Here is a 22,135-nt window from a genome sequence, read left to right as displayed (position 1 = left end):
CGTTAAGTCCTTATGATGTGAGTGGCTAGCTCGTAAGTAGAGTTTGTTTTAAATAAAGCTTTAGAGCGCTGATACAATAATTGGTTTTCTGCTACTGAGATGATCTTTTTTAGTTTAGCACCCACGGTTTCTATGTCTGTATTGTTGAGCAATTGCTCGGTTAATCCTAGGTCGTGAGTTAACCCTTCATTTGCTAAAATTTTAGTATCAACAGCTTGGCCTTCATTTTGAGAAATAGCCGCGTTAGCTATACCACAAAAAGCGACTTCGTATTTACTTAACCCGCCACCGGTAATAAAAAAGTCAGCATCTTGATAATAGTTTTCTATTGTTGAGTTTAAAGGCAAGTAAGTCAGGGTATTGTGCTCAAGCGCTGTTGTTCTTTGTAAAGTACAATTTTTATCAACCAAAAATAGTTGTTTATTAGATAAAAAACTATCCAGTAAACCTATTAGTTTTATACCCGCGCCACTTTGATCATAGCCGCCAATAAAAATATAAATGCTATTTATATCACTTTTTGGCGTTTGTTCGTTTTGTTGTCGAATAGCGATAAGTTCTTTTTTAAAAGGGAAAAACCCTAACCCCAAGCAAGTGGCTTTATTTGAGTATTGTTCGTTTTCGGCATGTAAGCGAAAGTTAATGACTAAATCTAGCGTGTTTAAGTCAAATTCATTAAAGTCATCTATTTTAATGAAGGTTTTTACTACGCCTCGATAATAATTAATCAAGCTTTGGTCAATATCATAATTGTCTAAAATAAAGGTCGTCTGGCTCAAGGCTTTTGTACAAGGTGTTTGAGTTATTAATAGATTACTTTTAACTAATAGCGCTACAGCAAAGTCATTAAAATCTCCGCTAAAGGTAATTACCGCTTCAGGGGTTATTTCTTTTATCGCACAAGCAATATTTAAACAACGGGTTAGGTGGCCTAACCCCGTTTTATCGTTGGCATTACATTGAAATAAATATTGCTTAGGTATCATTTTTTTAAGTCTTTAATAAATACAACTATCATGTTGAAAAACGTTCATTAATGGCGTGATAACTTGCCTTAATTACATCACCATGAAACCATTGTTTACCGCTAAAACGACCAGAAATCATAATGTTATTAAAGCTATTGTTGAGCTTGTTATAATTTTCAGTTGTTGATTGGTGAAAAGCAAATGTGGGAATAGGAAAAGTATTATGGATTGTTTGTCGTAAGCTGCTTAAAACCTTGCTTTGCTGTGAGATTAACCCCATTGCTTTTAATTCATCGAGCATCATTGCAGCGGTAATATTTTCACTCTCTTCAGGTGTTGAAAGCGCTTCAATGGATAGGTTATATAATTGGTCATCAATTATGTCGGTACGTAAGTTGGGTAGTAAAGTCACTCGAAAGCTTTTTGCTGATAAATCCCAGTTCCAAATGTAATGAGATTGCGTGTTTTGCAGTGGTTTATCAAACGTAAAATGAAAAATATTAGCGGTTTTAAAAGCGATTTTTTCATTACTTGGGTTTTTATAAGGCGTAATGTCTGCGGCGAATAATGCCATAACCGGCGGCGCACTCCAGTAAAGAAAGTCACACGCTAGCTCTTGTTGACTATTTTTTAAAGTAACATGGGTAATGGCGTTGTTATGATGTGTTATTTTACTGACACTTTCTTGTGTTAAAAAAGTTACCCCTTTCGCTTTTGCCTGTTTAATTAAATGATCTATCCAAAATTGCACACCTTGGCCATTTTTAGGGTAGTAATAAGTGCATTCTTGGGTGTTATCACGTTGTACTCTATCAATATAGTCTTGTTGTGTGTGATAAGACAATTTAGCATCAAATGCGGGTAGCTCTTTTAGTTTAGCAGTAACTTCAGGCGTTAAAGCTAGAACGCGGCTTAAACCAAAATAGTTAACAGATGAGTTAGTCATTAATGTGGATAAGTCGATATCATCTCCGTATATTTTCTTACATAATGGTTCAGCTATTTCTTTGGTAAATGTTGGACCGATAGTGTTAATTAAATACTGATAAATATCTGACGCATCGCTAGGGGCTGTTAATGAGAGCAACTCGACAATGCCTTGCTGATATGTGTGTTCTGGTAGCTTTCGGGTATCGACTACTTGGGTGTTTAAGTCCCAATGCCCCGCAAAATAATTAGCTGTTTTAAGGTGACCAAGGTTATTCCAGCTTTTTTCTCGCTCGTGCTCTAATCCAAACAAAATGTTGTCAATTTCAGGGATCATTGTGGTGTTAGGAATATGTGTACCTTGGTCATAACTAACGCCAGCATCATCTGAAACAGAGCGTAACAAACCACCACAGTTTTCATTGGTTTCTATAAGGGTAACATTTTCAAACTTGTCAGCTAATATAATGGCAGAAAACAGGCCGCACAGACCACCACCAACAACGATACAGTTTTTCATCTTTTCCCCTCAAATAGTTATAACTATTTATTCTAAGCCAATAAGCGTGATAATGAGTCATATACTATGACCGTTTTTAGCTTAGGGTTGTTGTTTAAAATCAACTAACTACTCTATTATATTCTTGTTAATTGCTTTAGGTTACAGCTCAATGTCATCTAAAGAAAGACGGTCGCCTTTGGCCAGTGACTTAGTTACTTTTTTACCTAATATGTGTTCATAATACTTGGGTGCTAAACCATAACTAGGGCGTACCGATTTAATATTTTTACTGGTGATTATCTCGCCCGCATTAATATTGTCACTGACATATAATGAACGTCTTGCGAGCATGTTTTTTTGCGAGGCAGGTGATATTTCATAGCTTATGCCGCCAAGCGCTTGCTCAACAAAACGAATGTCTTGTACCATTTGCGAAAACTCATCAGGGTCTAATGAGAAAAACGCATCAACAGATGGGTCTTCTTTATCTAACACAAAGTGCTTTTCTATTACTTTAGCACCTAAGGTCACGGCGGCAATAGGTACGCTATTACCTAAACTATGATCAGATAAGCCGGCAATACATTGAAAGCGCTTTGCCATATCGGGAATTGTTAACAAATTAATATCTTCGGCAGGAGCAGGGTAGGCAGTAGTACACTTTAAAAGGGCGTATTCTTGGCAGCCATTATCCGTTAAGGTTTTTATCGCTAATTCAATGTCTTCAAGCTCAGCTAAACCCGTTGATAAAATTACCGGTTTTGAGGTTTGCGCAACGCGCTTAATTAACCCTATGTCTGTTATTTCTGGTGAAGCTATTTTATAAACAGGGCAGTCTAGAGTTTCTAAAAAATCAACTGCGCTGATATCAAATGGTGCAGAGAAAATATCAATGCCAATTTTTTTAGCTTCATCAAATAGCGCCTTATGCCACTCCCATGGTGTAAAAGCTTTTTCATATAAGGCATATAATGTTTGGTGCGCTTCCCAAGGGTTATCGGCAGGTAAGGTAAAATCTTCGTTATTACAATCTAAGGTAATGGTATCTGCGCGATAGGTTTGCAGCTTAATAGCGTCTGCGCCACTACGCTTAGCCGCGTGGATAATCTCAATAGCTTTCTCGAAACTACCGCTGTGATTTGCTGACATTTCAGCAATAAGGTAGCTTGGGCTGTGCTGATTAATAACTTTACCGTTAATGGTTATGCTGGGAGTGCTATTCATTTCAATATTAGTCTTCATGATTATTTTCAGCCGCTAGTGATTTTTGTAAACCTTCATTACGTATAATATTTTTGTTTAGCGCAAATACTTGTGGGTGATTGGTTAAGTATTGCTTAATAGCTAACGTTTTAACTTGTTCGATGGTGCTCGAAAAGTGTTTAATAATGTGCTCAATTACTTGCGCATCTTCATCGTTATCTAAGGTGAACCTAAAGTGACTATCATCAGTATTATTATTTAACTCAAAACAGCTAAATTGCTCAGGATTATTGTAAGCATATAAGGTTACATGCTCGCGTTCAGACGCTTTTTTTGCTTGTTTTTCGCTGCGCAATAACGTGGATATAGAAATCACTTCACAATCAACCCCTTCACAAAACCGTTCGCTTAAATAGCTATAATCTGCTTTATTTTTTTGATGGCTTTGAATTAATAAGTCGCATATTTCACTGTCAATTAATGGGCTATCGCCTGTTATTCTAACAACATCATCAGCATTATATTGCTGTGCTGCTTGGCTCATGCGCTGTAAAACATCATCTTCATCACCGCGGAACACCTCGAAGCCTTGCGCTGAAACATAATGACAAAGTGCATCATTTTCAGCGTTACTTGAGGTGGCTAAAACAATTTCATCAATATAAGCGGATTGTGCTAGTCGCTTTAGCAATAAAGCAATTAATGGCTTTTCATAGCCATCAACACAGCGCATTACTTTACCTGGTAAGCGAGTTGATGCCATGCGAGCTTGAATAATTGCTACCGTTTTTTTAGCCGAGTATTTAGCTTCCGATTTAGGTACTAATGTTGGTATTGATGTAGCCATTAATTTAACCTGCTAAAACCTGAGTGGCACATTGGGCCAAGTAATAAACTGGCGAGATTGTCATGTTCAATTGCTTGGTTAATTAATACAAATACTTCGTTAACGGCGTTTAAATATTTTTCAATCATCAATTCACTGTGTGCCAGCGACACATAAATAACATTACTGGCTAAAAATCCTCGTTTTAGCATTTCTTGGGTAAATACCGTTTTCGTTAATAACGGGTTATCACCAGAAAAAGCCAGAATAATAACGGAATCTATGCCGAGTAAGGTTAAGTCAAATTTTGTTTTTTGTGTTAGTTCAAGTAGCCCTTTCTTAATCAAACGGCCTTTTTCGGCAACCTTTTCAATAACATTTTGTTGCTCAAATATATCAATGGTTTTTAATGCGGCTGCAAAGCCAACCCGCTCGGTCCAATATGAGCTACTGATAAACGATAGTTGAGCGGCATCCATAACTGATTTTTTGCCAATAATTGCGCCAATAGGGTGACCATTACCGAGTGCTTTACCTAATACACAAATGTCAGGCTCTACATCCCATAATAAATGTGAACCACCAACATTAAGCCTAAAGCCTGAGGAGATTTCATCAAAAATAAGCACGATATTATGCTGGATACACAAGGCTTTAATCGCACGTAAAAAGGCTAAGTCAGGCGTACTGTGTCTAAATACTTCCATAACCACTGCAGCACATTCGCCGCCATGCTGGTCAATAATCGCTTGAAACCCTTGAATATCGCCTTCTTTAAAAGGTAAAACAGAACCGGTTAAACCGTTAGGAACACCACAAGGGTTCAGCCCTGGGAGTAATTGCTCATCTAAATTATTATCATTTTTTAAATTGGTTGCTAAATACCAGTCATGCCAGCCGTGATAACCACAAAAGGCAATTTTGTCTTTTTTAGTGTGTGAACGGGCAATTCTTACTGCAATGGCGCAGCTTTCACCGCCAGTACGTGCAAAGCGCGCTTGTTCTGCCCACGGGTGTAATTCAATTAACTTCTCAGCGAGAGCGACCTCTTCATAACAGTTTAAGCTGGCCATGCTACCATTTTCAACGGCGTCAATAACGGCCTCACTTACCTCTGGGTGAGCGTAACCTAAAACGCAGGTACCAATACCCATAATACTCATATCAATATAGTGGTTATCATCTAAGTCCCATATTTCACAACCCTTGGCCTTTTTATAATAGGCAGGCCAAAAATCAGGAAGAAACATTTCTGCACGCTTTGATAAAAGTTGATTACCACCAGGAATAATTTCCTTGGCCTTTTGCCATAATTTTGCGCCAGAGTTATTAGATAAGTCGTTCATTGTTGTACTCGCGTTAATGGGTTGTGGCTTGCTATATTTTAGCAAGCAATTTTCATGCAAGAATTATTATTGAGTGTTTATAGTAAACTTTTTTACCAGCGACTCGGGTTAATGATATTTTCATCTGCTTCAGCAAACTGAGAAAAGTCGTATGTTATTGTTTTTGCTAACTCATAGGCTGTTATTATTTGTTGTAGTTCGCCTGTAGAGCAACAACCAATTACCAGCTTATTAATAGTCGATTCTTTAATAAAAGGTGCTAGGGCTACTGCGATTTTTGCTGTGGTAATGTCGTGATTATTTTGTTGCTGTGCTAGCGTATTTAAATGCTTTAGCTTAATGCGTAACGGTTTAAGTGCAGGAGGCAGAGCAGCGGGCTCAAGAAAAATAACACCTTGTAAAAATAGTGAACGAATATGTACTTCAATTTTTTGCTCTGCTAATTGCTGTAGTGCGTTGTTTGCAAATATGCCCTGATCAAAAATATTTGCTGGTATTTGTACAATATCCAAGGGAAATTTTTTGCTCAAGGTTATAGCTTCTTGAGCGCTATAAACAGAGCAACCTATTTTAGCGGTCAGTTGCTGCTGTTTTGCTATAACGAGTTCTTGATAAATGTTATCACCATTAACACCGAGCAATTGTTTACCATGATGAAGCATTAAAGCAGATAGTTGCTTTGTTTTTAATTGTGCTAATGAATGCTGACAGCTTGCTATGATGTGTTGAGGTTCACAATCAGGGGCGATTTTTGAAACAAAATTAAAGTCGCTGGCAATGGACTGCCGACCTAAGCGGCTTTCACTGTCTCCATAAGCTGGGGCGGTATCAATAACGGTAATATTATGTTGTTTAGCGAGTGCTAATATGTTGCCAATCTCGGTATGACTGACTTGACCAAGCTGATTAGAAATTCCGTAGTTGCAACCAAACTGGACTGAGCCTAGTGCGATTTTCATGACTTTTATTATCCCTTAGTTGCGTAATAGCTGTTGTTAAACACTTTTATAAAACTGTTTTAGTTGGTGTTATAACAGCTCAAGTATGGTTTTTATAATATAGCCTTGCTCATCTTCGGTTAACTCAGGGTATAGAGGTAGTGAAATAGCACGGGAGTAGTACTCTTCTGCAACAGGAAAGTCACCAGCGGCGAAGCCAAGCTTTTTATAAAAGGGTTGTAAATGTACGGGAATATAATGTACGTGTGCGAATATTTCACAGTTGCGTAGTGCGGTTATTACAGCTTTATGCTTTTCTTTATCACTATCAGGCAGTAAAACAATATATAAGTGATAGGCTGAGTAATTATCTGTTGTCGTTGTTAAGCTGGTTAATGTTGATGATGAAAAAGCCTCGTCATATACTTTTGCTAAGGCATTTCGTTTGGCAACAAAAGCCTCTAAACGTGTCAGTTGACTTAACCCTAAAGCCCCTTGTAACTCAGTCATTCGGTAATTAAAGCCTAATGCGATTTGCTGATAATACCAAGGGCCGTGGCTTGCCTCGTCCATGTCTTGCGCGTTACTGGTTATGCCGTGACTTCTATAAAGCTGCATTTTTTTAGCTAAATCGGCATTATTCGTTAAGGCAACGCCGCCTTCAGCACATGTAACAATTTTTACAGGGTGGAAACTAAAGATAGTGATGTCACTGTACTGGCAATTACCAATAGGTAAATTTTGATAATGACCGCCAATGGCATGTGAAGCATCTTCAATAATGCTAAAACCATACTCTAACGAAAGTGCCTTAATGCTTTTCATATCACAAGACTGTCCGGCTAAGTGCACCGGAATAACGACACTAGGCAAGGTATTGTTAAGCTGAGCTTGAATGAGTTTTTTTTCTAAAGCCTGAACAGACATTAAACCCGTATTGATCTCTATATCAACAAAATCGATAGCTGCGCCACAATATAATGCGCAGTTAGCTGAAGCCACAAACGTTATTGGGGTTGTCCAGACAATATCATTATTAGTAACGTCTAAGGCTAAACAAGCAATGTGTAAGGCTGATGTTGCACTGTTAGCAGCAATACCAAATTGACTACCGCAAAGCTTAGCAAGTGTCCTTTCAAATAAAGGTACCTTAGGGCCTTGTGTTAAATAATCAGAAGTTAATACCTCTGTTACTGCATCAATATCAGCTTGTGATATTTGTTGCTTTCCATATGGGATCATTGATCAACCTGTTGGTTAAATTCAGTGATTTCTTTAATCGATAAATAATTAGGGTTACTTAATGAGTCATACTCATAACCTTCAGGAACAGGCTTACCGGTTTCATTTATAGCATTGACGGTAAAATCGTTACTGCGGCTACTAAACTTTATCGCTGGCGCAATAACAAAATGATCATCAAACTCAAAGGTGCTATAACAAATCTCTCCAGGACACATCACTTCATGCAATTTTTCACCAGGGCGAATACCGACAATTTTTTGCGGTAAATCTGGCGCCATAGCACTGGCTAAATCGGTAATTTTAATTGAAGGGATTTTAGGTACAAAAATTTCACCACCGTACATTCGGGAGAAGTTTTTCAAAACAAAATCAACACCTTGTTGTAGTGTTATCCAAAAGCGTGTCATGTTTTCATGTGTAACAGGTAAGTGGTCTGCGCCATCATTGATCATTTTTTGAAAAAATGGCACAACTGAACCTCGTGAGCCAACCACATTACCGTAACGTACAACTGAAAAAGTCGTTTTATGACCACCCGCTACATTATTCGCAGCGACAAAAATTTTATCGGAAGCGAGTTTGGTTGCACCATATAAGTTAATAGGGTTAGCTGCTTTGTCTGTTGAAAGTGCGATAACTTTTTCAACATTATTGTCTAAAGCCGCATCAATAACATTTTCAGCGCCATTAATGTTGGTTTTTACGCATTCCATTGGGTTGTACTCTGCCGCAGGTACTTGTTTCATTGCTGCAGCATGAATAACAAAATTAACACCACGCATAGCACGAGTTAAGCGCTCTTTATCACGAACATCACCAATAAAGTAACGCATGCAAGGTTGATTAAAGACCTGTTGCATTTCAAATTGCTTTAATTCATCGCGTGAGTAAATAATGATTTTTTTAGGGTTATGGCTTTTTAGTAATGTTTCTACATATTTCTTACCAAAAGAGCCGGTGCCTCCAGTGATCAAAATGCTTTTATTGTCGAACATTGATGTGGTCATTTTTGCCTCACACGTGTATTTAGGATGCTTGTTATAGTTGAGTAAAGCCCACCATATGTGTGATTTACTTTAGGTTTAACTATAACGACATTCAAGAGTAACGCAAATTATGTGCCTACTGTTGTTGATACACAATAGATTATTGAAAAATATCAGTAAAAAAGTAAATTATTTATTTAATGTTGGAGCGTAGCTCTTCAGAGCTAAAAGCCTTTGTCGATTAACCACACAGTTAAGTGTCAATAATTCGTCTTATTCGGCTTTTTTCAATTAAAGCGTCAATATTTTGTTGATTTTAGTTAATCAAGCGCTACTATAAAAAAGTGAAGTGCTGATAATAATGATATTTTAAATAATTGGGTTGTATATGAATGATATAAATCAAGCGTTAGACCATAAGAAGATATTAGTTGTTGATGATGAACCTATTCGATCACAACAAATAACAACGGTATTATCGTTTGTGGGTGAGTACTTTGATCATTGCGCTCAAGATGATCTCGCTGAAAAATTATCAAAAAATAGTAATTATATAACCGTAATTGTTACTGGGGACATTAGCAATAATACAAGCGATATTATTAAAAAAAATCCTAGCACTCCTTTTTTATTACATGATGTTATTGATGCAAATGCTCTTGCTGGTTTAATGAATGTTATTGGCTCTTTACAAGTTCCTTTAAATTATGCCCAATTAACAGAGCAGATCCACCACTGTCACCAATACTTTAATAAATTACCACGCACAGGCGCTCAATTTACCTCAAGTGCTTTATTTCGTTCACTTGTTGGCTCAAGTAAAGCCATGTCAGAAGTACGTTTTCTAATTGAGCAAGTTGCCAAAACACCCGCGAGTGTTCTCGTACTTGGAGAGTCAGGTACCGGTAAAGAAGTGGTCGCTCGTAATATACACAACCTATCTGATCGTGCTAAGGGTACTTTTGTGCCCGTTAACTGTGGCGCTATCCCCGCAGAATTGCTTGAAAGTGAATTATTTGGTCATGAAAAAGGTGCTTTTACAGGAGCCATCTCTACTCGTAAAGGCCGATTTGAACTAGCTGAAGGCGGCACTTTATTTTTAGATGAAATAGGTGATATGCCGCAACCAATGCAAGTTAAACTACTACGCGTATTACAAGAGCGTACCTTTGAACGAGTAGGCGGCAGCAAAAGTATTAAAGCGGATGTACGTATTGTTGCAGCGACCCACCAAAACTTAGAAGATATGATCAAAGAAGGTAGCTTTCGTGAAGATTTATTCTATCGGCTCAATGTTTTTCCCGTTGAAACGCCATCATTACGTGAGCGTAAAGAAGATATTCCTTTATTGTTAAAAGAGTTGTTATCTCGTTTTGAAAGTGAACAAGGTAAAACTGTACGTTTTACTGAAAAAGCGATTGAGTCGTTAATGGAGCATCCTTGGCCAGGTAATGTCAGAGAGCTTTCAAACTTGATTGAACGTATGCTAATTATGTATGGCGACCAAATAGTTGATGTGACAGAGCTACCTCGAAAATATCAACATATTGATATTGAAGCATATAATCCAGAGTACCCTGAAGAGCTACAAGAGCAAGATGCGATTAATGAACTTTTTGCTGGGTTCGATTATGACGATACCGATGATAATGACGCTCCAGAAAGTACAATTGTCGATAACACTACTGATGCCAACATAGTAGAAAACAATAATACTGGCCTGCTGCCTGATGAGGGCTTAAACCTTAAAGAGCATCTTGCCGAGTTAGAAGTTTCTCTTATTACTCAATCATTAGTGAAACATGATTATGTTGTTGCTCGAGCTGCTGAAACATTAGGTATGCGTAGAACAACATTAGTGGAAAAAATGCGTAAATATGACTTACAAAAACCAAACGAATAGCTTAGTAATGAGTCAATGTCTTGACAGTTATTTAGGGTGTTAAATTACAGGTTTTAAGTTTTTTGTGTTGTAGGTGTATGATTTTATTTGAATAAATAAATGGCATGTTAAATGCTTTGTAAGTACTGAGTTAATTTTTAATTGAGTACTTATTTATGACACATGTGACAGCACAAACAATAAAACTAGACCCTAAAAATAGTTCAAACCTTGATGCTAAAGCGAATGCTAGTTTTGGCGCCGCTTTTGAAAGCGAGCTTAATAATGATGTCGCTGGTTTACATAGTACTTCAAATCATAAAGGCGTTAATTTTGTGGCGCGTAAAGCTAAAGCGCCTACACGCCATGTTTCCTTAGCGCAAGAGTCATTTCCAGGTGAACTTGCGTCTCTTCGAGCACAATTAGCTGAGCAAACTTCTCCACAATTCAATCAAAATATTACTCAAAAAAATCAATTAGCGGATCAACTTATTGACGTTATGCCAACAGGTTTAGTTATGCTTGATGGTAACGGTATTGTTGTCAGAATCAATAAAGTCGCTAGCCACTTACTTGATGAGCCTATTTTAGGGCAGCCTTGGTTTGAAGTGATTGCTCGATCATTTAATCCCAGAGAGGATGACTGGCACGAAATATCATTAAAAGATGGTCGTCGCGTTAAATTAGAAATTAGCAGTTTAGGTGCTCAACCTGGGCAGTTAATTATGATCACAGACTTAACTCAAACACGCTTGCTACAAGATAAAATAGGGCAAATGCAGCGTCTTTCTTCATTAGGGCGCATGGTGTCAACACTCGCACATCAAATTAGAACCCCATTATCTGCGGCCATTCTATATGGTGCTAATTTAAAAAATAGCCAACTGCCAGAGGCGTCCCGTTTAAGCTTTCAAGAAAAGTTAAATGCTCGTTTATATGATTTAGAGCAACAAGTTAACGACATGCTGTTATTTTCTAAAAGCGGCACTGAGCAAGTTGTGGCGCCGATAGTGGTAAATGACCTCATTAATAGTTCAGTGCAATCTATGGATGCCTTATTAACTAAAGCTAAAGCACAAGTTAATTTACAACTTTCAACAGAAGAACATACCATTTTAGGTAATAAAAGTGCATTAACAGGTGCAATACAAAATTTATTACACAACGCCTTAAAAGCTGCAGTGCTAACACAACAAACCGTGATTAACATTCAAGTTTATAGCCAAGAAAATAATATTTATTTGAGCGTTAAGGATAATGGTCCGGGGATTGATGTACCGAATAAAGACAAAATTTTCGAACCTTTCTATACCTCAAGTAGTCAAGGTACAGGGTTAGGGCTTGCTGTTGTTAAATCAGTAGTTAATGCCCATCAAGGTGATGTGAAGCTTATTAGTAAAGCAGGTGAAGGAGCGCATTTTGTTATTCGCTTACCATTAATGCTTACGACACAGACCAAATCAAACACATCGCCAGAACATCATGTAGGAGAGCACTAATGACCATGCATAAAGTACTTGTTGTTGAAGATGATGCAGGCTTACGCGAAGCGTTAGTTGATACCTTATCTTTAGGAGGGTATGTTTGCGTTGAAGCAGATTCAGGTGAAAATGCATTATTATTATTAAAAAATCATGCTATTGATATCGTGATCAGTGATGTACAAATGGGGGGGATGTCTGGTTTATCTTTACTCAAAAGTATTAAAGCGCAGCAACCTAACTTACCGGTATTATTAATGACCGCATACGGTACCATTGATGATGCCGTACAAGCGATGCAAGATGGAGCATGTAATTATATTGCCAAACCATTTGCACCTGAAGTATTACTAAATATGGTAAGTCAGTACATTCCGCCAGTCGTTATTAATAAATGTATGCCAGTAGTCGCTGATAAACGTTCGTTAGAGTTATTATCACTGGCGAAAAAAGTAGCAACAACAGAGGCATCTGTGATGATTTTAGGGCCAAGTGGCTCTGGTAAAGAAGTGTTAGCGCAGTACGTGCATTATAGCTCTAAGCGTAATGACCAACCTTTTGTTGCCATTAATTGTGCTGCCATTCCTGAAAATATGCTTGAAGCGACTCTTTTTGGTTATGAAAAAGGGGCATTTACTGGTGCTATACAGGCTTGTCCTGGTAAGTTTGAACAAGCGCAAGGTGGCACTATTTTACTCGATGAAATAACTGAAATGGATTTAGGCTTACAAGCTAAAATTTTACGGGTCTTGCAAGAGCGAGAAGTAGAGCGTTTAGGCGGCAGAAAAACGATTAGTTTAAATGTGCGTATTATTGCAACAAGTAACCGTAATTTAAAAGATGCCGTAAAAGAAGGCGTTTTTAGAGAAGATTTATATTATCGCTTGAATGTTTTTCCATTAACATGGTTACCACTAGCTGAGCGTGTTGATGATATTTTAGTACTAGCACAGCATTTAGTTGCACGCCATTGCCAAGAGTCAGGGCAGGTTATTGCTGAGTTTTCAGCCGCAGCGCGTAGTAAACTAAACGCTTATCATTGGCCAGGTAATGTTCGAGAGTTAGATAATGTTGTGCAGCGTGCGCTAATTTTACAAAGTGATAATGTTATTGACGCCAGTGACTTACTAATTGAAAACTTTGAAACAGCAAGCGTGAGCGATGTTGAAAAAGCTATTGTCTCAGACGATAAGCTAGGCAGTGAACTTAAATTACAAGAACATCAAATAATTTTAGACACACTACTCGCCTGTCACGGCAGTCGTAAAGACGTTGCTGAACGACTAGGTATTAGCCCCCGAACATTACGTTATAAAATTGCTAAAATGCGCGAGTCGGGCATTGAAATACCCGCGTAGTTTTAGTGTTGGTTAACTTTTTTATAGCGCCTTTATTGGCGCTATTTTTATCGGCGTTATTTTATCGCTAACTCAACACTCATGTTGTTACCTTCACGAATAAACGATCGTAGCACTTCACGTATTATTAGCTGCATGCTACTTTGATGACGCTAATTCCTCTTTCTTTAGTGCGTTCAATTAGTTTTTATCTTGTTGTTTTTGTTTGACAATATCTGATTTTAAAATACATTTCCTTGTTGGCATTATGCTTGCATTTTCACTAAGTAATCGCCATTGCAGCGAATAATTGACACAAGTGAGAAACCTATGGATATCAAAAGCAACTCTTTATATAACCAAATGCAAAGTATGTCATTACAGGCTATGGGTAATAAACTTCCGGTAGCGAATGGCGACTCTATTGGTGTGGGTAACGTAGGACAGCCGAACCAATCAACCAGTAATTTTGGCAATATGCTCACTGATGCTCTAAAAAATGTTAATGATTTACAAAAAGATGCTGGCGCAAAGAAAATGGCTTTTGAAATGGGTGATAGCAATGTCACATTAGCGCAAGTGATGGTTGCCTCTTCTAAGTCAGGTATCGCATTAGATGCCACAGTACAAATACGAAATAAGTTTGTTGAAGCTTATAAAGAAATTATGAGTATGCCTGTTTAAAGTGTAACTACTTTATAGACCTACTAAGTCTCAAGTTATTCATCAATCAACAATATAACTTAGACGTAAAATAATAAGCCCTCCGGAGAAGCGAAGTGTCCGATACCAATGCGATAGTAGCAACAGATAATAGTAACGATATGCTTGCTAATGAAAATGACAATAATGGCATGGAAGAGCAAAAATCAGGCTTTTCTGCTGCTATTGGTAATGTTGACTTTATGCGTCAAGTTACTTTAGTTGTTGCCTTAACTATTTGTTTAGCTATTGCTATTTTTGTGATTATTTTGGCGAATGAGCCAGAGTATCGCTCACTTGCTAAACTACCGACCGAACAGCTTATCAAAACCATGGATTTTCTTGACGCCAATGAAGTGGAATACCGTCAAGAAAATAACACTCTTTCAGTACCAACAGACCAATATCAAGATATTAAATTATTACTAGCGCGTGAAGGGCTAACTAAAGAGCCTTCTCAAGGTGAAGATATATTAATGAAAGATATGGGCTTTGGTGTTAGCCAACGTCTTGAGCGTGAACGATTAAAGTTTGGTCGAGAGCAGCAATTAGCAAAAACCATTGAACAATTACAAAGTGTTAGCCGAGCAAGAGTATTACTTGCTATCCCTCGTGAAAATGTTTTTGCTCGCCGTGAGAAAAACCCTTCAGCAACGGCAGTATTAACACTACAACGTGGTCGTTTATTATCAGAAGAAGAAGTTGACTCTGTGGTTGATATTATTGCCTCAGCAGTACAAGGGTTAAATCCTAATCGAGTTACCGTTACTGATCAAAATGGCCGTTTACTAAACTCAGGCTCACAAGATACAACGTCTTCACGTTCACGCAAAGAGTTTGAAATAGAGCAAAAACGAGAGCAAGAATACAACGACAAAATAGATAGCATTCTTATTCCTGTGGTCGGTTTAGGTAACTACACCGCGCAAGTGGATGTAACCATGGACTTTACCAATGTTGAAGAAACCCAACGTCGTTACAATCCAGACTTACCTGCGCTACGTAGCGAAATGAAAGTTGAAACCAGTAATATCGGCGGTACCGTTGGTGGTATCCCTGGTGCATTAACAAATCAACCACCACTTGAATCAAATATTCCAGAAGATGCTGTTGGTGGACAACAAAAAACGATGCCAAGCCGTAAGCATTCAGAATCAACTAAAAATTATGAGCTAGATGAAGCTATTAGTCATACAAAACAGCAAACAGGCGTTGTAAGAAGAGTGAGTGTTTCTGTTGCTTTAGATTATGTTGCTGGTGCAGCTTCTACCCCGGTTGAGGGGGAACCAAGCGTTGCAGGACAAGCGGTACCAAGATCAGTCGCTGAAATTGCCAGTATTCGTCGATTACTTCAAGGCAGTATCGGGTTTGACTTACAACGTGGCGATGTTTTAGAGGTCGTAACTATTCCATTTAATCGTCCTGACTTAGGTCCTGCGGTAGAACTACCTATTTGGCAGCAACCTTGGTTTGTTAAAGTATTAAAATTAGTGTTAGGTGCGTTGGTGATTATTGTTCTAATCTTAGCGGTAGTACGCCCAATGTTGAAACGCTTAATTTATCCTGACCAAACACCACAAGATTACGGTGATAAATCACTAGATAGCCACATTGATCTTGGTGATGAGACTATGGACATGTTAACGTCAGACTTCGATGCTGGAGCGGTTGGTTTTGCGCCAGATGGTAGTTTACAGTTACCTGACTTACATCGAGATGAAGATATTTTAAAAGCGGTTCGTGCGCTAGTAGCAAATGAGCCAGAGTTATCATCGCAAGTAGTTAAAAGTTGGTTGAACGAAGATGAGTGATGAATCCCAAGAAATGACCGCGTCAAGTGGTGGCTTTGACGTTGATAAACTGGAAGGCGCTGAAAAAGCTGCAATCTTATTGCTGAGTTTATCGGAAGAAGACGCTGCACAAATTTTAAAACACCTTGAGCCAAAACAGGTACAGCAAGTTGGTACTGTAATGGCTGCAATGGAAGATTTTACGCAAGAAAAAATAACCGCTGTTCATAAGTTATTTATTCAAGAAATTCAAAACTTCTCTACCATTGGCTTCCAAAGTGAAGAGTTTGTACGTCGCGCATTAACTGCTGCCTTAGGTGAAGATAAAGCTGGTAACTTAATTGACCAAATAGTGATGGGTGGTGGCGCTAAAGGCCTTGATTCATTGAAATGGATGGACTCAAAGCAAGTAGCCAATATTATTCGTAACGAACATCCTCAAATTCAAACCATTGTTTTATCCTATTTAGAGCCAGAGCAATCAGCGGAAATTGTTGGACAGTTTACTGAAAAAGTACGTTTAGATTTAATGATGCGTATTGCCAATTTAGAAGAAGTACAACCTGCAGCATTACAAGAATTGAATGAAATTATGGAAAAACAGTTTGCTGGTCAAGCGGGTGCACAAGCTGCGAAAATGGGTGGTTTGAAAGCAGCAGCAGACATTATGAACTATTTAGATACCAACGTAGAAGGTATGCTAATGGACTCAATTCGTGAAAATGATGAAGAAATGAGTCAACAAATTCAAGACTTAATGTTCGTCTTTGAAAACTTAGCGGATGTTGATGACAGAGGCATGCAAGCTATTTTACGTGAAGTACAACAAGAAGCCTTAATGAAAGCGATTAAAGGTACAGATGAAGCCTTAAAAGAGAAAATTTTAAGTAATATGTCTAAACGTGCGGCTGAAATGTTAGCTGATGATTTAGAGGCTATGGGACCTGTACGCATCAGTGAAGTAGAAGCGGCACAAAAAGAGATCCTTTCTATTGCGCGACGTTTATCTGACGCAGGTGAAATTATGCTTGGTGGTGGTGGTGGTGGTGACGAGTTCTTATAAAGTCACGTATCACTTCCTTAGCATAGTAAAATACAAAGCATTTAAATAGCGCAATAAGGTAACTAATATGACAGAAGCAGGTAAGTCTCCTGTAAGGGTAATTAAAGCGGCACAACACGAAAGCTCAGATGTGTGGCCGTTACCTGATGTGCAAGCTAACGAAAGCTTAGAAGAGACTGAAAAAACCAATGCCCTTGGTAAAAAAAAGGGCTGGGTTTTTGAGCCTCCTGAAGAACTAGCATCAGAGCCTGAACCTTTAACGGTGGAAGAAATTGATGAAATACGCCAAGCAGCGTATGAAGAGGGCTTTAATCAAGGTAAAGAAGAAGGTTTTGCTGTTGGTGTTGAAGAAGGTAAAGCACAAGGATTAGAAGAAGGCACAGCACAAGGTATTGAAGAAGGAACCGCACAAGGTTTAGAGACTGGTAAAGAAACTATTGAACAGCTTGCTCAAAATTGGCAAAACCTTGTTGAACAACTTCATCAGCCATTAGCCACCGTGGATAAAAATGTCGAAGAGCAACTGCTAAATTTAGTGGTGCAGCTAACCGAAGCTGTAGTGTTGCAAGAAGCTAAAACCCACCCTGACATTTTAATGGCGGCTATTTCTACGGGCATTAAAAGTTTACCTAGCCATGATGCACAAACACAAATTTATTTACATCCTGATGATATTAAAATTGTTGAGGCGCAATTTGGCGTTGAGCATATTAATGAAAGTGGCTGGCGTTTATTACCTGCACCACAGTTATCTCAAGGTAGTTGCCAAATAGAAAACAGCACATCGAATATTGATCTGCAAGTTAAAACACGTTTAAAACAAGTGCTGGAACCTTTCTTGCAAGACGCTATTCATCAAGAATAAACGTCAATAATTACGCTGTTCACACTTTAGCGTAATCGCCGAAAAGGTAATAAAACAATATGGTTGATAGTGTTCGTCTAACTGAGCGACTTAAAAAAAGCCAAACCTTCATAACCCCTTTTAAACAACCTGTTGCTGGGCGCTTAGTACGTGTGGTTGGTCTAACTTTAGAAGCGGTAGGTGTAAAAGCGCATATTGGCAGTCAATGCATTGTTGAAACGGCACATGGTGATTTACTCGCTGAAGTTATTGGCTTTTCACAAGAAATTACCTTTCTCATGCCCGAAGAGAGTTTACGTGGTGTATTACCAGGAGCTCGAGTACTACCTGTTAGCAATAAAATGAAACTTCCGTTGTCAATGGCATTGTTAGGTCGTGTTATTAATGGCGTTGGCAGCCCTATTGATGGTAAAGGACCAATTAAAGTCACCGAAGACTATCACCTTGATCAAACACCCATTAATCCATTATCTCGCCGTGCAATTACCGAAGTACTCGATGTTGGCGTACGGTCTATTAATAGTTTTATTAGTGTTGGCAAAGGGCAACGTATGGGACTTTTTGCCGGCTCAGGTGTTGGTAAAAGTGTTTTGATGGGAATGATGACACGTGGTACCACCGCCGATGTTGTTGTGGTTGGGCTAGTAGGTGAGCGTGGGCGTGAAGTAAAAGAGTTTATTGAAGAAATTTTAGGTGAGCAAGGGCGTGAACGTGCGGTAGTTGTTGCTGCACCAGCAGATAACTCACCTTTAATGCGTTTAAAAGGTTGTGAAACTGCAGTACAAATTAGTGAGTACTTTCGTGATCAAGGTTTAAATGTTTTATTATTATTAGACTCGTTAACACGATATGCGCAAGCCCAAAGGGAAATAGCGCTGGCCGTAGGTGAGCCGCCTGCAACAAAAGGTTATCCACCATCAGTTTTTTCTAAATTACCCCAACTGGTTGAGCGAGCAGGTAATGGCGGGGGAGGGCAAGGCTCTATTACCGCCTTTTATACCGTGTTAACAGAAGGGGATGATTTACAAGACCCTATTGCTGATGCATCTCGCGCTATTCTTGATGGCCATGTCGTTTTATCACGAGAGCTTGCCGATTCAGGACATTACCCTGCTGTTGATATTGAAGGCTCTATCTCTCGTGTTATGCCAATGGTTACTAGCAAAGAACATCAAACTTTAGCGCGACAATTGAAACAAATTTATTCACTGTACCAGCAAAACAAAGATCTCATTTCGATTGGCGCTTATACCAAAGGTAATGACCCTCGTATCGATCAAGCCATTAATGTTCAACCAGTAATTAACTTTTTCTTACAACAGCAAATTGATGAAGTGATCCCTTATGAGCAGAGTATAAGCCAGTTACAAGAAATTATAGCGGCGGCGAATGCTAGTGCTAATCAGCAGCAACATGCTAACGGCTAAGGCAGAGTAAAAAATGGCTAAAACACAATTAGATACGTTATTAAAGTATGAACAAGAAAAAGTTGACCGCTGTGCGGAGCAACTAAAAATTGCTGAAAATGAATATCAACAAAATATCACACGTTTGCAAGGTGTTGCCGATTATCGTTTAGAGTACATGAAACGCTTAAGTCAACGCGCTGAGCAAGGTTTAGATAGTGCTACTTACAGTCATTATCATGCGTTTATTGCTAAGCTAGATCAAGCCTCGTCACAGGTTGAAATTGCTATGCATCAAGCTAAAGCATTGGCAGAGCAAAGTAAAAGTTTGTGGTTAAAGCAACGGCAAAAGCTTAAAGCAGTACAATCATTGCAAGAGCAGCGTATGAAAAAATTAAACCTAGCAGAGCAAAAGCGCGAGCAAAAAATGTTTGATGAAATAGCGACACAACAGTTTATTCGCCGAAACATACGTTAGTTAATAAGATAATTCACCTTTTTAAAACGCTGTGTTATTACTGGAATATTTCTTGCTTTATATTATTTAAGCGTTTTTGTAAGCAACCGACTTGCGTTAATTTAGTAGACATAACATGCCTGCCTAATGACGATAAGTTTATTTATTACTATGTACCTTAGCCTAGCGGATATACTATGCAGCAAGTAAATACTTTAGCAATAATGTCACCTCAAGATACTGAATCTACTCATAAAAATTCATCTGTCGTGAAAAACAGTAATGATAGCGACTTTTCTACATTCGTAGATAAGCATTTAGATAAAAAATCAGTTGAAGGCAAAGAAAAGTCAGAAAAAACAGGTAAATCTGATGACGAAAGATCATCGGGCAAGGTTGATAATGGCCACGCTATTGCCGCTGACGGCAATGCTGAGAAAGCAGTGAATAATGAGGTAACACAGGGCTCTGTTAGTGAGGATGATGATATTGAGTCGTTACCTGAAACAGACACCGCGGGGGAGGGGCAAGTCGGAAAAACTCAAAAGAATGACCCATTAGCACAAAGCGAACAATTTTTTTCATTACTGTATCAAAGTGATAATGCGTTAACGAACAACCAAGTTAAAACAAAAGTAACTACTAATGCCGACGTTAATATTACAACTCCTTCTACCGCCTCAACTGATGAAGCTGTAGGGGCAGATAAAGATCAAATAGTAAATTATCAAGCAAGTACGGAGCATAAACTAAAAGCTTTTATTAATCAGAATACTGATGTTCAAAGCATTGCTAACAATAGTAGTACATCAACAGCCAACTTGATGAGTTACCAGCGAGCTGTTTCAGTTAATAAGTTAGCAGGCGAAAATGATAAAGCATTACCTCTGTCTGATAATATAAGTGAGTTACTCGAAGAGCATGAGCAAGACGTAGCATTTAATGCTAATCGTTTTGTTACCGGTAAAGCTCAGCCTGAAGATACTAAACCAACATTGGGTTCACAGGTTCCAGTAACGCCAACTAATACAGCAAAAGATGCGCCGTTAATCACCAGTCCTGCTAATGAACCTGTTAGCAAAAACATTGAAACAATGCAGCTATCTTCAAAAGAGGTTACTAGTGATAGTGAGTTAGCCTTAAAATCGCAGCAAACGAGCTCACTAATTACTGAAAATACGAGTAAAATTTTAAATGGTAAAGCTGTGGGAACTCAATTCGAGGAAAGTACTCAGAATAAAGAGTTGGTAAGTAGCAAGGTGGCTGAAGCCATTAAGCAAGAGCTAAACGGTCAATCTCAAAATCAAGTAGAGCCCAAAAGCCAACAAACCAAACAGAGCACGATTAATAGTAACCTTGCTGAAACATTAAAGACACAAAATCAAATTGCTGCACAAGAGGGTGAAGAGAATAGTGCCGCAGATGATCTTAATGTAGAAAAGCAAGCAGTAGAAGCCGAGTTGATGTTAACAGGAAAAGGAAGTGAACCTGTTGTTGCTAAATCAGAAGGAAGTCAAGTTGCCAACCCACAAGTTCGTTCGATAAATGATAGTGCGAGCCATGTCACACAAATCAGACACGAAAGCCAAGCGTATAATGCACATGAAAGCGCAATAAAAATGGACCAAAGTGTGACGAGTGAAGTAGTACAAACTCAAAAACATAATGTTCAGTTACAGCAAGAGACTATTGCCCTTTTCAGAAAAGATTTTGCTGAGGCGGTGAAAGATAAAGTAATGCTAGTTATTTCTCAAAAATTACAGCAGTTTGACATTACTTTAGACCCACCAGAGTTCGGTAATATGCAGGTACGAGTTAACCTACAGGGTGAACAAGCCTCGGTAAATTTTGTTGTACAAAATCAACAAGCCAAAGATGCTTTAGAGCAAAATATGCATAAGTTAAAGGATATGTTAGCTGAGCAAGGTGTTGATGTTGGTGGTGCAGATGTTCGGCAGCAAAATAAAAATCAGGCTGATTCAGACGACAATGCTAGCCAAGGAGCCTTACACTCAAACTCAACAGGAAAAGAGCAAGAAGATCATAGTGAGCACATTTTATCAGCTGCCTTGGTTAATTCTTCTGCAAGTGGCGTGGATTACTATGTTTAATCAACTAAAATAGAGTTAACTTGATGAAAACACATTGGATCAAACGCTTTTCAAGGATATAGTTATTAGTAAATATGTATTATTTAACCTGAACTCGGTT

Annotated in this window: 18 protein-coding genes; 10 read left to right on the top strand and 8 right to left on the bottom strand. The window is 38.5% G+C overall.

All coding sequences use genetic code 11. The annotated features are described in order from the left end of the window. Positions 1–2 precede the first annotated feature (2 nt). The 8 genes from KO495_RS06340 to pseB all read right to left on the bottom strand — a co-directional run bounded on the left by KO495_RS06340 (position 3) and on the right by pseB (position 8,950). Positions 3–986, bottom strand: a complete 984-nt coding sequence (locus KO495_RS06340) for a hypothetical protein (protein WP_215979557.1) — start codon at positions 984–986, stop codon at positions 3–5. 28 nt (positions 987–1,014) lie between these two features. Then, positions 1,015–2,415, bottom strand: a complete 1,401-nt coding sequence (locus tag KO495_RS06335) for an FAD-dependent oxidoreductase (protein WP_215979556.1) — start codon at positions 2,413–2,415, stop codon at positions 1,015–1,017. Positions 2,416–2,556: 141 nt separating this feature from the next. Further along, positions 2,557–3,639 carry a pseudaminic acid synthase gene (gene pseI, locus KO495_RS06330; RefSeq protein ID WP_252738837.1) on the bottom strand — a complete coding sequence of 361 codons (1,083 nt, stop codon included), beginning with the start codon at positions 3,637–3,639 and terminating at the stop codon, positions 2,557–2,559. Further along, positions 3,629–4,447 carry a glycosyltransferase family protein gene (locus tag KO495_RS06325; RefSeq protein WP_215979555.1) on the bottom strand — a complete coding sequence of 273 codons (819 nt, stop codon included), beginning with the start codon at positions 4,445–4,447 and terminating at the stop codon, positions 3,629–3,631. Before KO495_RS06325 ends, pseI begins: the two co-directional genes overlap by 11 nt. Continuing rightward, entirely contained in the window at positions 4,447–5,772 is a 1,326-nt protein-coding gene (locus KO495_RS06320; RefSeq protein ID WP_215979554.1) for an aminotransferase class III-fold pyridoxal phosphate-dependent enzyme, read from the bottom strand. Before KO495_RS06320 ends, KO495_RS06325 begins: the two co-directional genes overlap by 1 nt. 92 nt (positions 5,773–5,864) lie before the next feature. Next, entirely contained in the window at positions 5,865–6,731 is an 867-nt protein-coding gene (locus KO495_RS06315) for an aldo/keto reductase (RefSeq protein ID WP_215979553.1), read from the bottom strand. Positions 6,732–6,800: 69 nt separating this feature from the next. After that, on the bottom strand, positions 6,801–7,952 hold the full coding sequence (gene pseC, locus KO495_RS06310; RefSeq protein WP_215979552.1) for a UDP-4-amino-4,6-dideoxy-N-acetyl-beta-L-altrosamine transaminase: 1,152 nt from the start codon (positions 7,950–7,952) through the stop codon (positions 6,801–6,803). Then, positions 7,949–8,950, bottom strand: coding sequence for a UDP-N-acetylglucosamine 4,6-dehydratase (inverting) (gene pseB / locus KO495_RS06305; RefSeq protein WP_215979570.1), 1,002 nt, complete (start codon positions 8,948–8,950; stop codon positions 7,949–7,951). Before pseB ends, pseC begins: the two co-directional genes overlap by 4 nt. Positions 8,951–9,329: 379 nt before the next feature. On the opposite strand from pseB, the gene KO495_RS06300 reads away from it, so the two are divergent. From KO495_RS06300 to KO495_RS06255, 10 genes are all read left to right on the top strand, one after another. After that, a complete protein-coding gene (locus KO495_RS06300; RefSeq protein ID WP_215979551.1) occupies positions 9,330–10,844 on the top strand; it encodes a sigma-54 dependent transcriptional regulator in 1,515 nt (504 codons plus the stop codon). 155 nt (positions 10,845–10,999) lie between these two features. Continuing rightward, positions 11,000–12,322, top strand: coding sequence for a HAMP domain-containing sensor histidine kinase (locus KO495_RS06295; RefSeq protein ID WP_215979550.1), 1,323 nt, complete (start codon positions 11,000–11,002; stop codon positions 12,320–12,322). Then, the gene (locus tag KO495_RS06290; RefSeq protein ID WP_252738836.1) at positions 12,322–13,662 is read left to right on the top strand and encodes a sigma-54 dependent transcriptional regulator; all 1,341 of its coding nucleotides are present in this window, start codon (positions 12,322–12,324) and stop codon (positions 13,660–13,662) included. The genes KO495_RS06295 and KO495_RS06290 overlap by 1 nt, the downstream gene beginning before the upstream one ends. 309 nt (positions 13,663–13,971) lie before the next feature. Next, positions 13,972–14,325: a flagellar hook-basal body complex protein FliE gene (gene fliE / locus KO495_RS06285; RefSeq protein ID WP_215979549.1), complete on the top strand. Its 354-nt coding sequence runs from the start codon at positions 13,972–13,974 to the stop codon at positions 14,323–14,325. 140 nt (positions 14,326–14,465) lie between these two features. Further along, complete coding sequence (gene fliF / locus KO495_RS06280; protein WP_215979568.1) at positions 14,466–16,154, top strand: flagellar basal-body MS-ring/collar protein FliF; 1,689 nt, start codon at positions 14,466–14,468, stop codon at positions 16,152–16,154. Then, positions 16,147–17,196, top strand: a complete 1,050-nt coding sequence (gene fliG, locus KO495_RS06275; RefSeq protein WP_215979548.1) for a flagellar motor switch protein FliG — start codon at positions 16,147–16,149, stop codon at positions 17,194–17,196. Before fliF ends, fliG begins: the two co-directional genes overlap by 8 nt. A 67-nt stretch (positions 17,197–17,263) precedes the next feature. After that, positions 17,264–18,061, top strand: coding sequence for a flagellar assembly protein FliH (gene fliH / locus KO495_RS06270; RefSeq protein ID WP_215979547.1), 798 nt, complete (start codon positions 17,264–17,266; stop codon positions 18,059–18,061). A gap of 59 nt (positions 18,062–18,120) precedes the next feature. Continuing rightward, positions 18,121–19,488: a flagellar protein export ATPase FliI gene (fliI, locus tag KO495_RS06265; RefSeq protein ID WP_215979546.1), complete on the top strand. Its 1,368-nt coding sequence runs from the start codon at positions 18,121–18,123 to the stop codon at positions 19,486–19,488. Positions 19,489–19,501: 13 nt separating this feature from the next. Further along, complete coding sequence (gene fliJ / locus KO495_RS06260; protein ID WP_215979545.1) at positions 19,502–19,945, top strand: flagellar export protein FliJ; 444 nt, start codon at positions 19,502–19,504, stop codon at positions 19,943–19,945. Positions 19,946–20,121: 176 nt separating this feature from the next. After that, entirely contained in the window at positions 20,122–22,035 is a 1,914-nt protein-coding gene (locus KO495_RS06255; RefSeq protein ID WP_215979544.1) for a flagellar hook-length control protein FliK, read from the top strand. Positions 22,036–22,135 lie beyond the last annotated feature (100 nt).

Origin of the sequence: Colwellia sp. D2M02, assembly GCF_018860755.1 — a bacterium.
In the GTDB taxonomy this organism is placed as follows: domain Bacteria; phylum Pseudomonadota; class Gammaproteobacteria; order Enterobacterales; family Alteromonadaceae; genus Colwellia; species Colwellia asteriadis.
This window is presented reverse-complemented; position numbering and strand designations above follow the sequence as displayed.

Excerpts from the sequence above, each read along its gene's own strand:
- KO495_RS06340 (WP_215979557.1), bottom strand. The coding sequence starts at position 986 with ATGATACCTAAGCAATATTTATTTCAATGTAATGCCAACGATAAAACG.
- KO495_RS06335 (WP_215979556.1), bottom strand. The coding sequence starts at position 2,415 with ATGAAAAACTGTATCGTTGTTGGTGGTGGTCTGTGCGGCCTGTTTTCT.
- pseI (WP_252738837.1), bottom strand. The coding sequence starts at position 3,639 with ATGAAGACTAATATTGAAATGAATAGCACTCCCAGCATAACCATTAAC.
- KO495_RS06325 (WP_215979555.1), bottom strand. The coding sequence starts at position 4,447 with ATGGCTACATCAATACCAACATTAGTACCTAAATCGGAAGCTAAATAC.
- KO495_RS06320 (WP_215979554.1), bottom strand. The coding sequence starts at position 5,772 with ATGAACGACTTATCTAATAACTCTGGCGCAAAATTATGGCAAAAGGCC.
- KO495_RS06315 (WP_215979553.1), bottom strand. The coding sequence starts at position 6,731 with ATGAAAATCGCACTAGGCTCAGTCCAGTTTGGTTGCAACTACGGAATT.
- pseC (WP_215979552.1), bottom strand. The coding sequence starts at position 7,952 with ATGATCCCATATGGAAAGCAACAAATATCACAAGCTGATATTGATGCA.
- pseB (WP_215979570.1), bottom strand. The coding sequence starts at position 8,950 with ATGTTCGACAATAAAAGCATTTTGATCACTGGAGGCACCGGCTCTTTT.
- KO495_RS06300 (WP_215979551.1), top strand. The coding sequence starts at position 9,330 with ATGAATGATATAAATCAAGCGTTAGACCATAAGAAGATATTAGTTGTT.
- KO495_RS06295 (WP_215979550.1), top strand. The coding sequence starts at position 11,000 with ATGACACATGTGACAGCACAAACAATAAAACTAGACCCTAAAAATAGT.
- KO495_RS06290 (WP_252738836.1), top strand. The coding sequence starts at position 12,322 with ATGACCATGCATAAAGTACTTGTTGTTGAAGATGATGCAGGCTTACGC.
- fliE (WP_215979549.1), top strand. The coding sequence starts at position 13,972 with ATGGATATCAAAAGCAACTCTTTATATAACCAAATGCAAAGTATGTCA.
- fliF (WP_215979568.1), top strand. The coding sequence starts at position 14,466 with ATGCTTGCTAATGAAAATGACAATAATGGCATGGAAGAGCAAAAATCA.
- fliG (WP_215979548.1), top strand. The coding sequence starts at position 16,147 with ATGAGTGATGAATCCCAAGAAATGACCGCGTCAAGTGGTGGCTTTGAC.
- fliH (WP_215979547.1), top strand. The coding sequence starts at position 17,264 with ATGACAGAAGCAGGTAAGTCTCCTGTAAGGGTAATTAAAGCGGCACAA.
- fliI (WP_215979546.1), top strand. The coding sequence starts at position 18,121 with ATGGTTGATAGTGTTCGTCTAACTGAGCGACTTAAAAAAAGCCAAACC.
- fliJ (WP_215979545.1), top strand. The coding sequence starts at position 19,502 with ATGGCTAAAACACAATTAGATACGTTATTAAAGTATGAACAAGAAAAA.
- KO495_RS06255 (WP_215979544.1), top strand. The coding sequence starts at position 20,122 with ATGCAGCAAGTAAATACTTTAGCAATAATGTCACCTCAAGATACTGAA.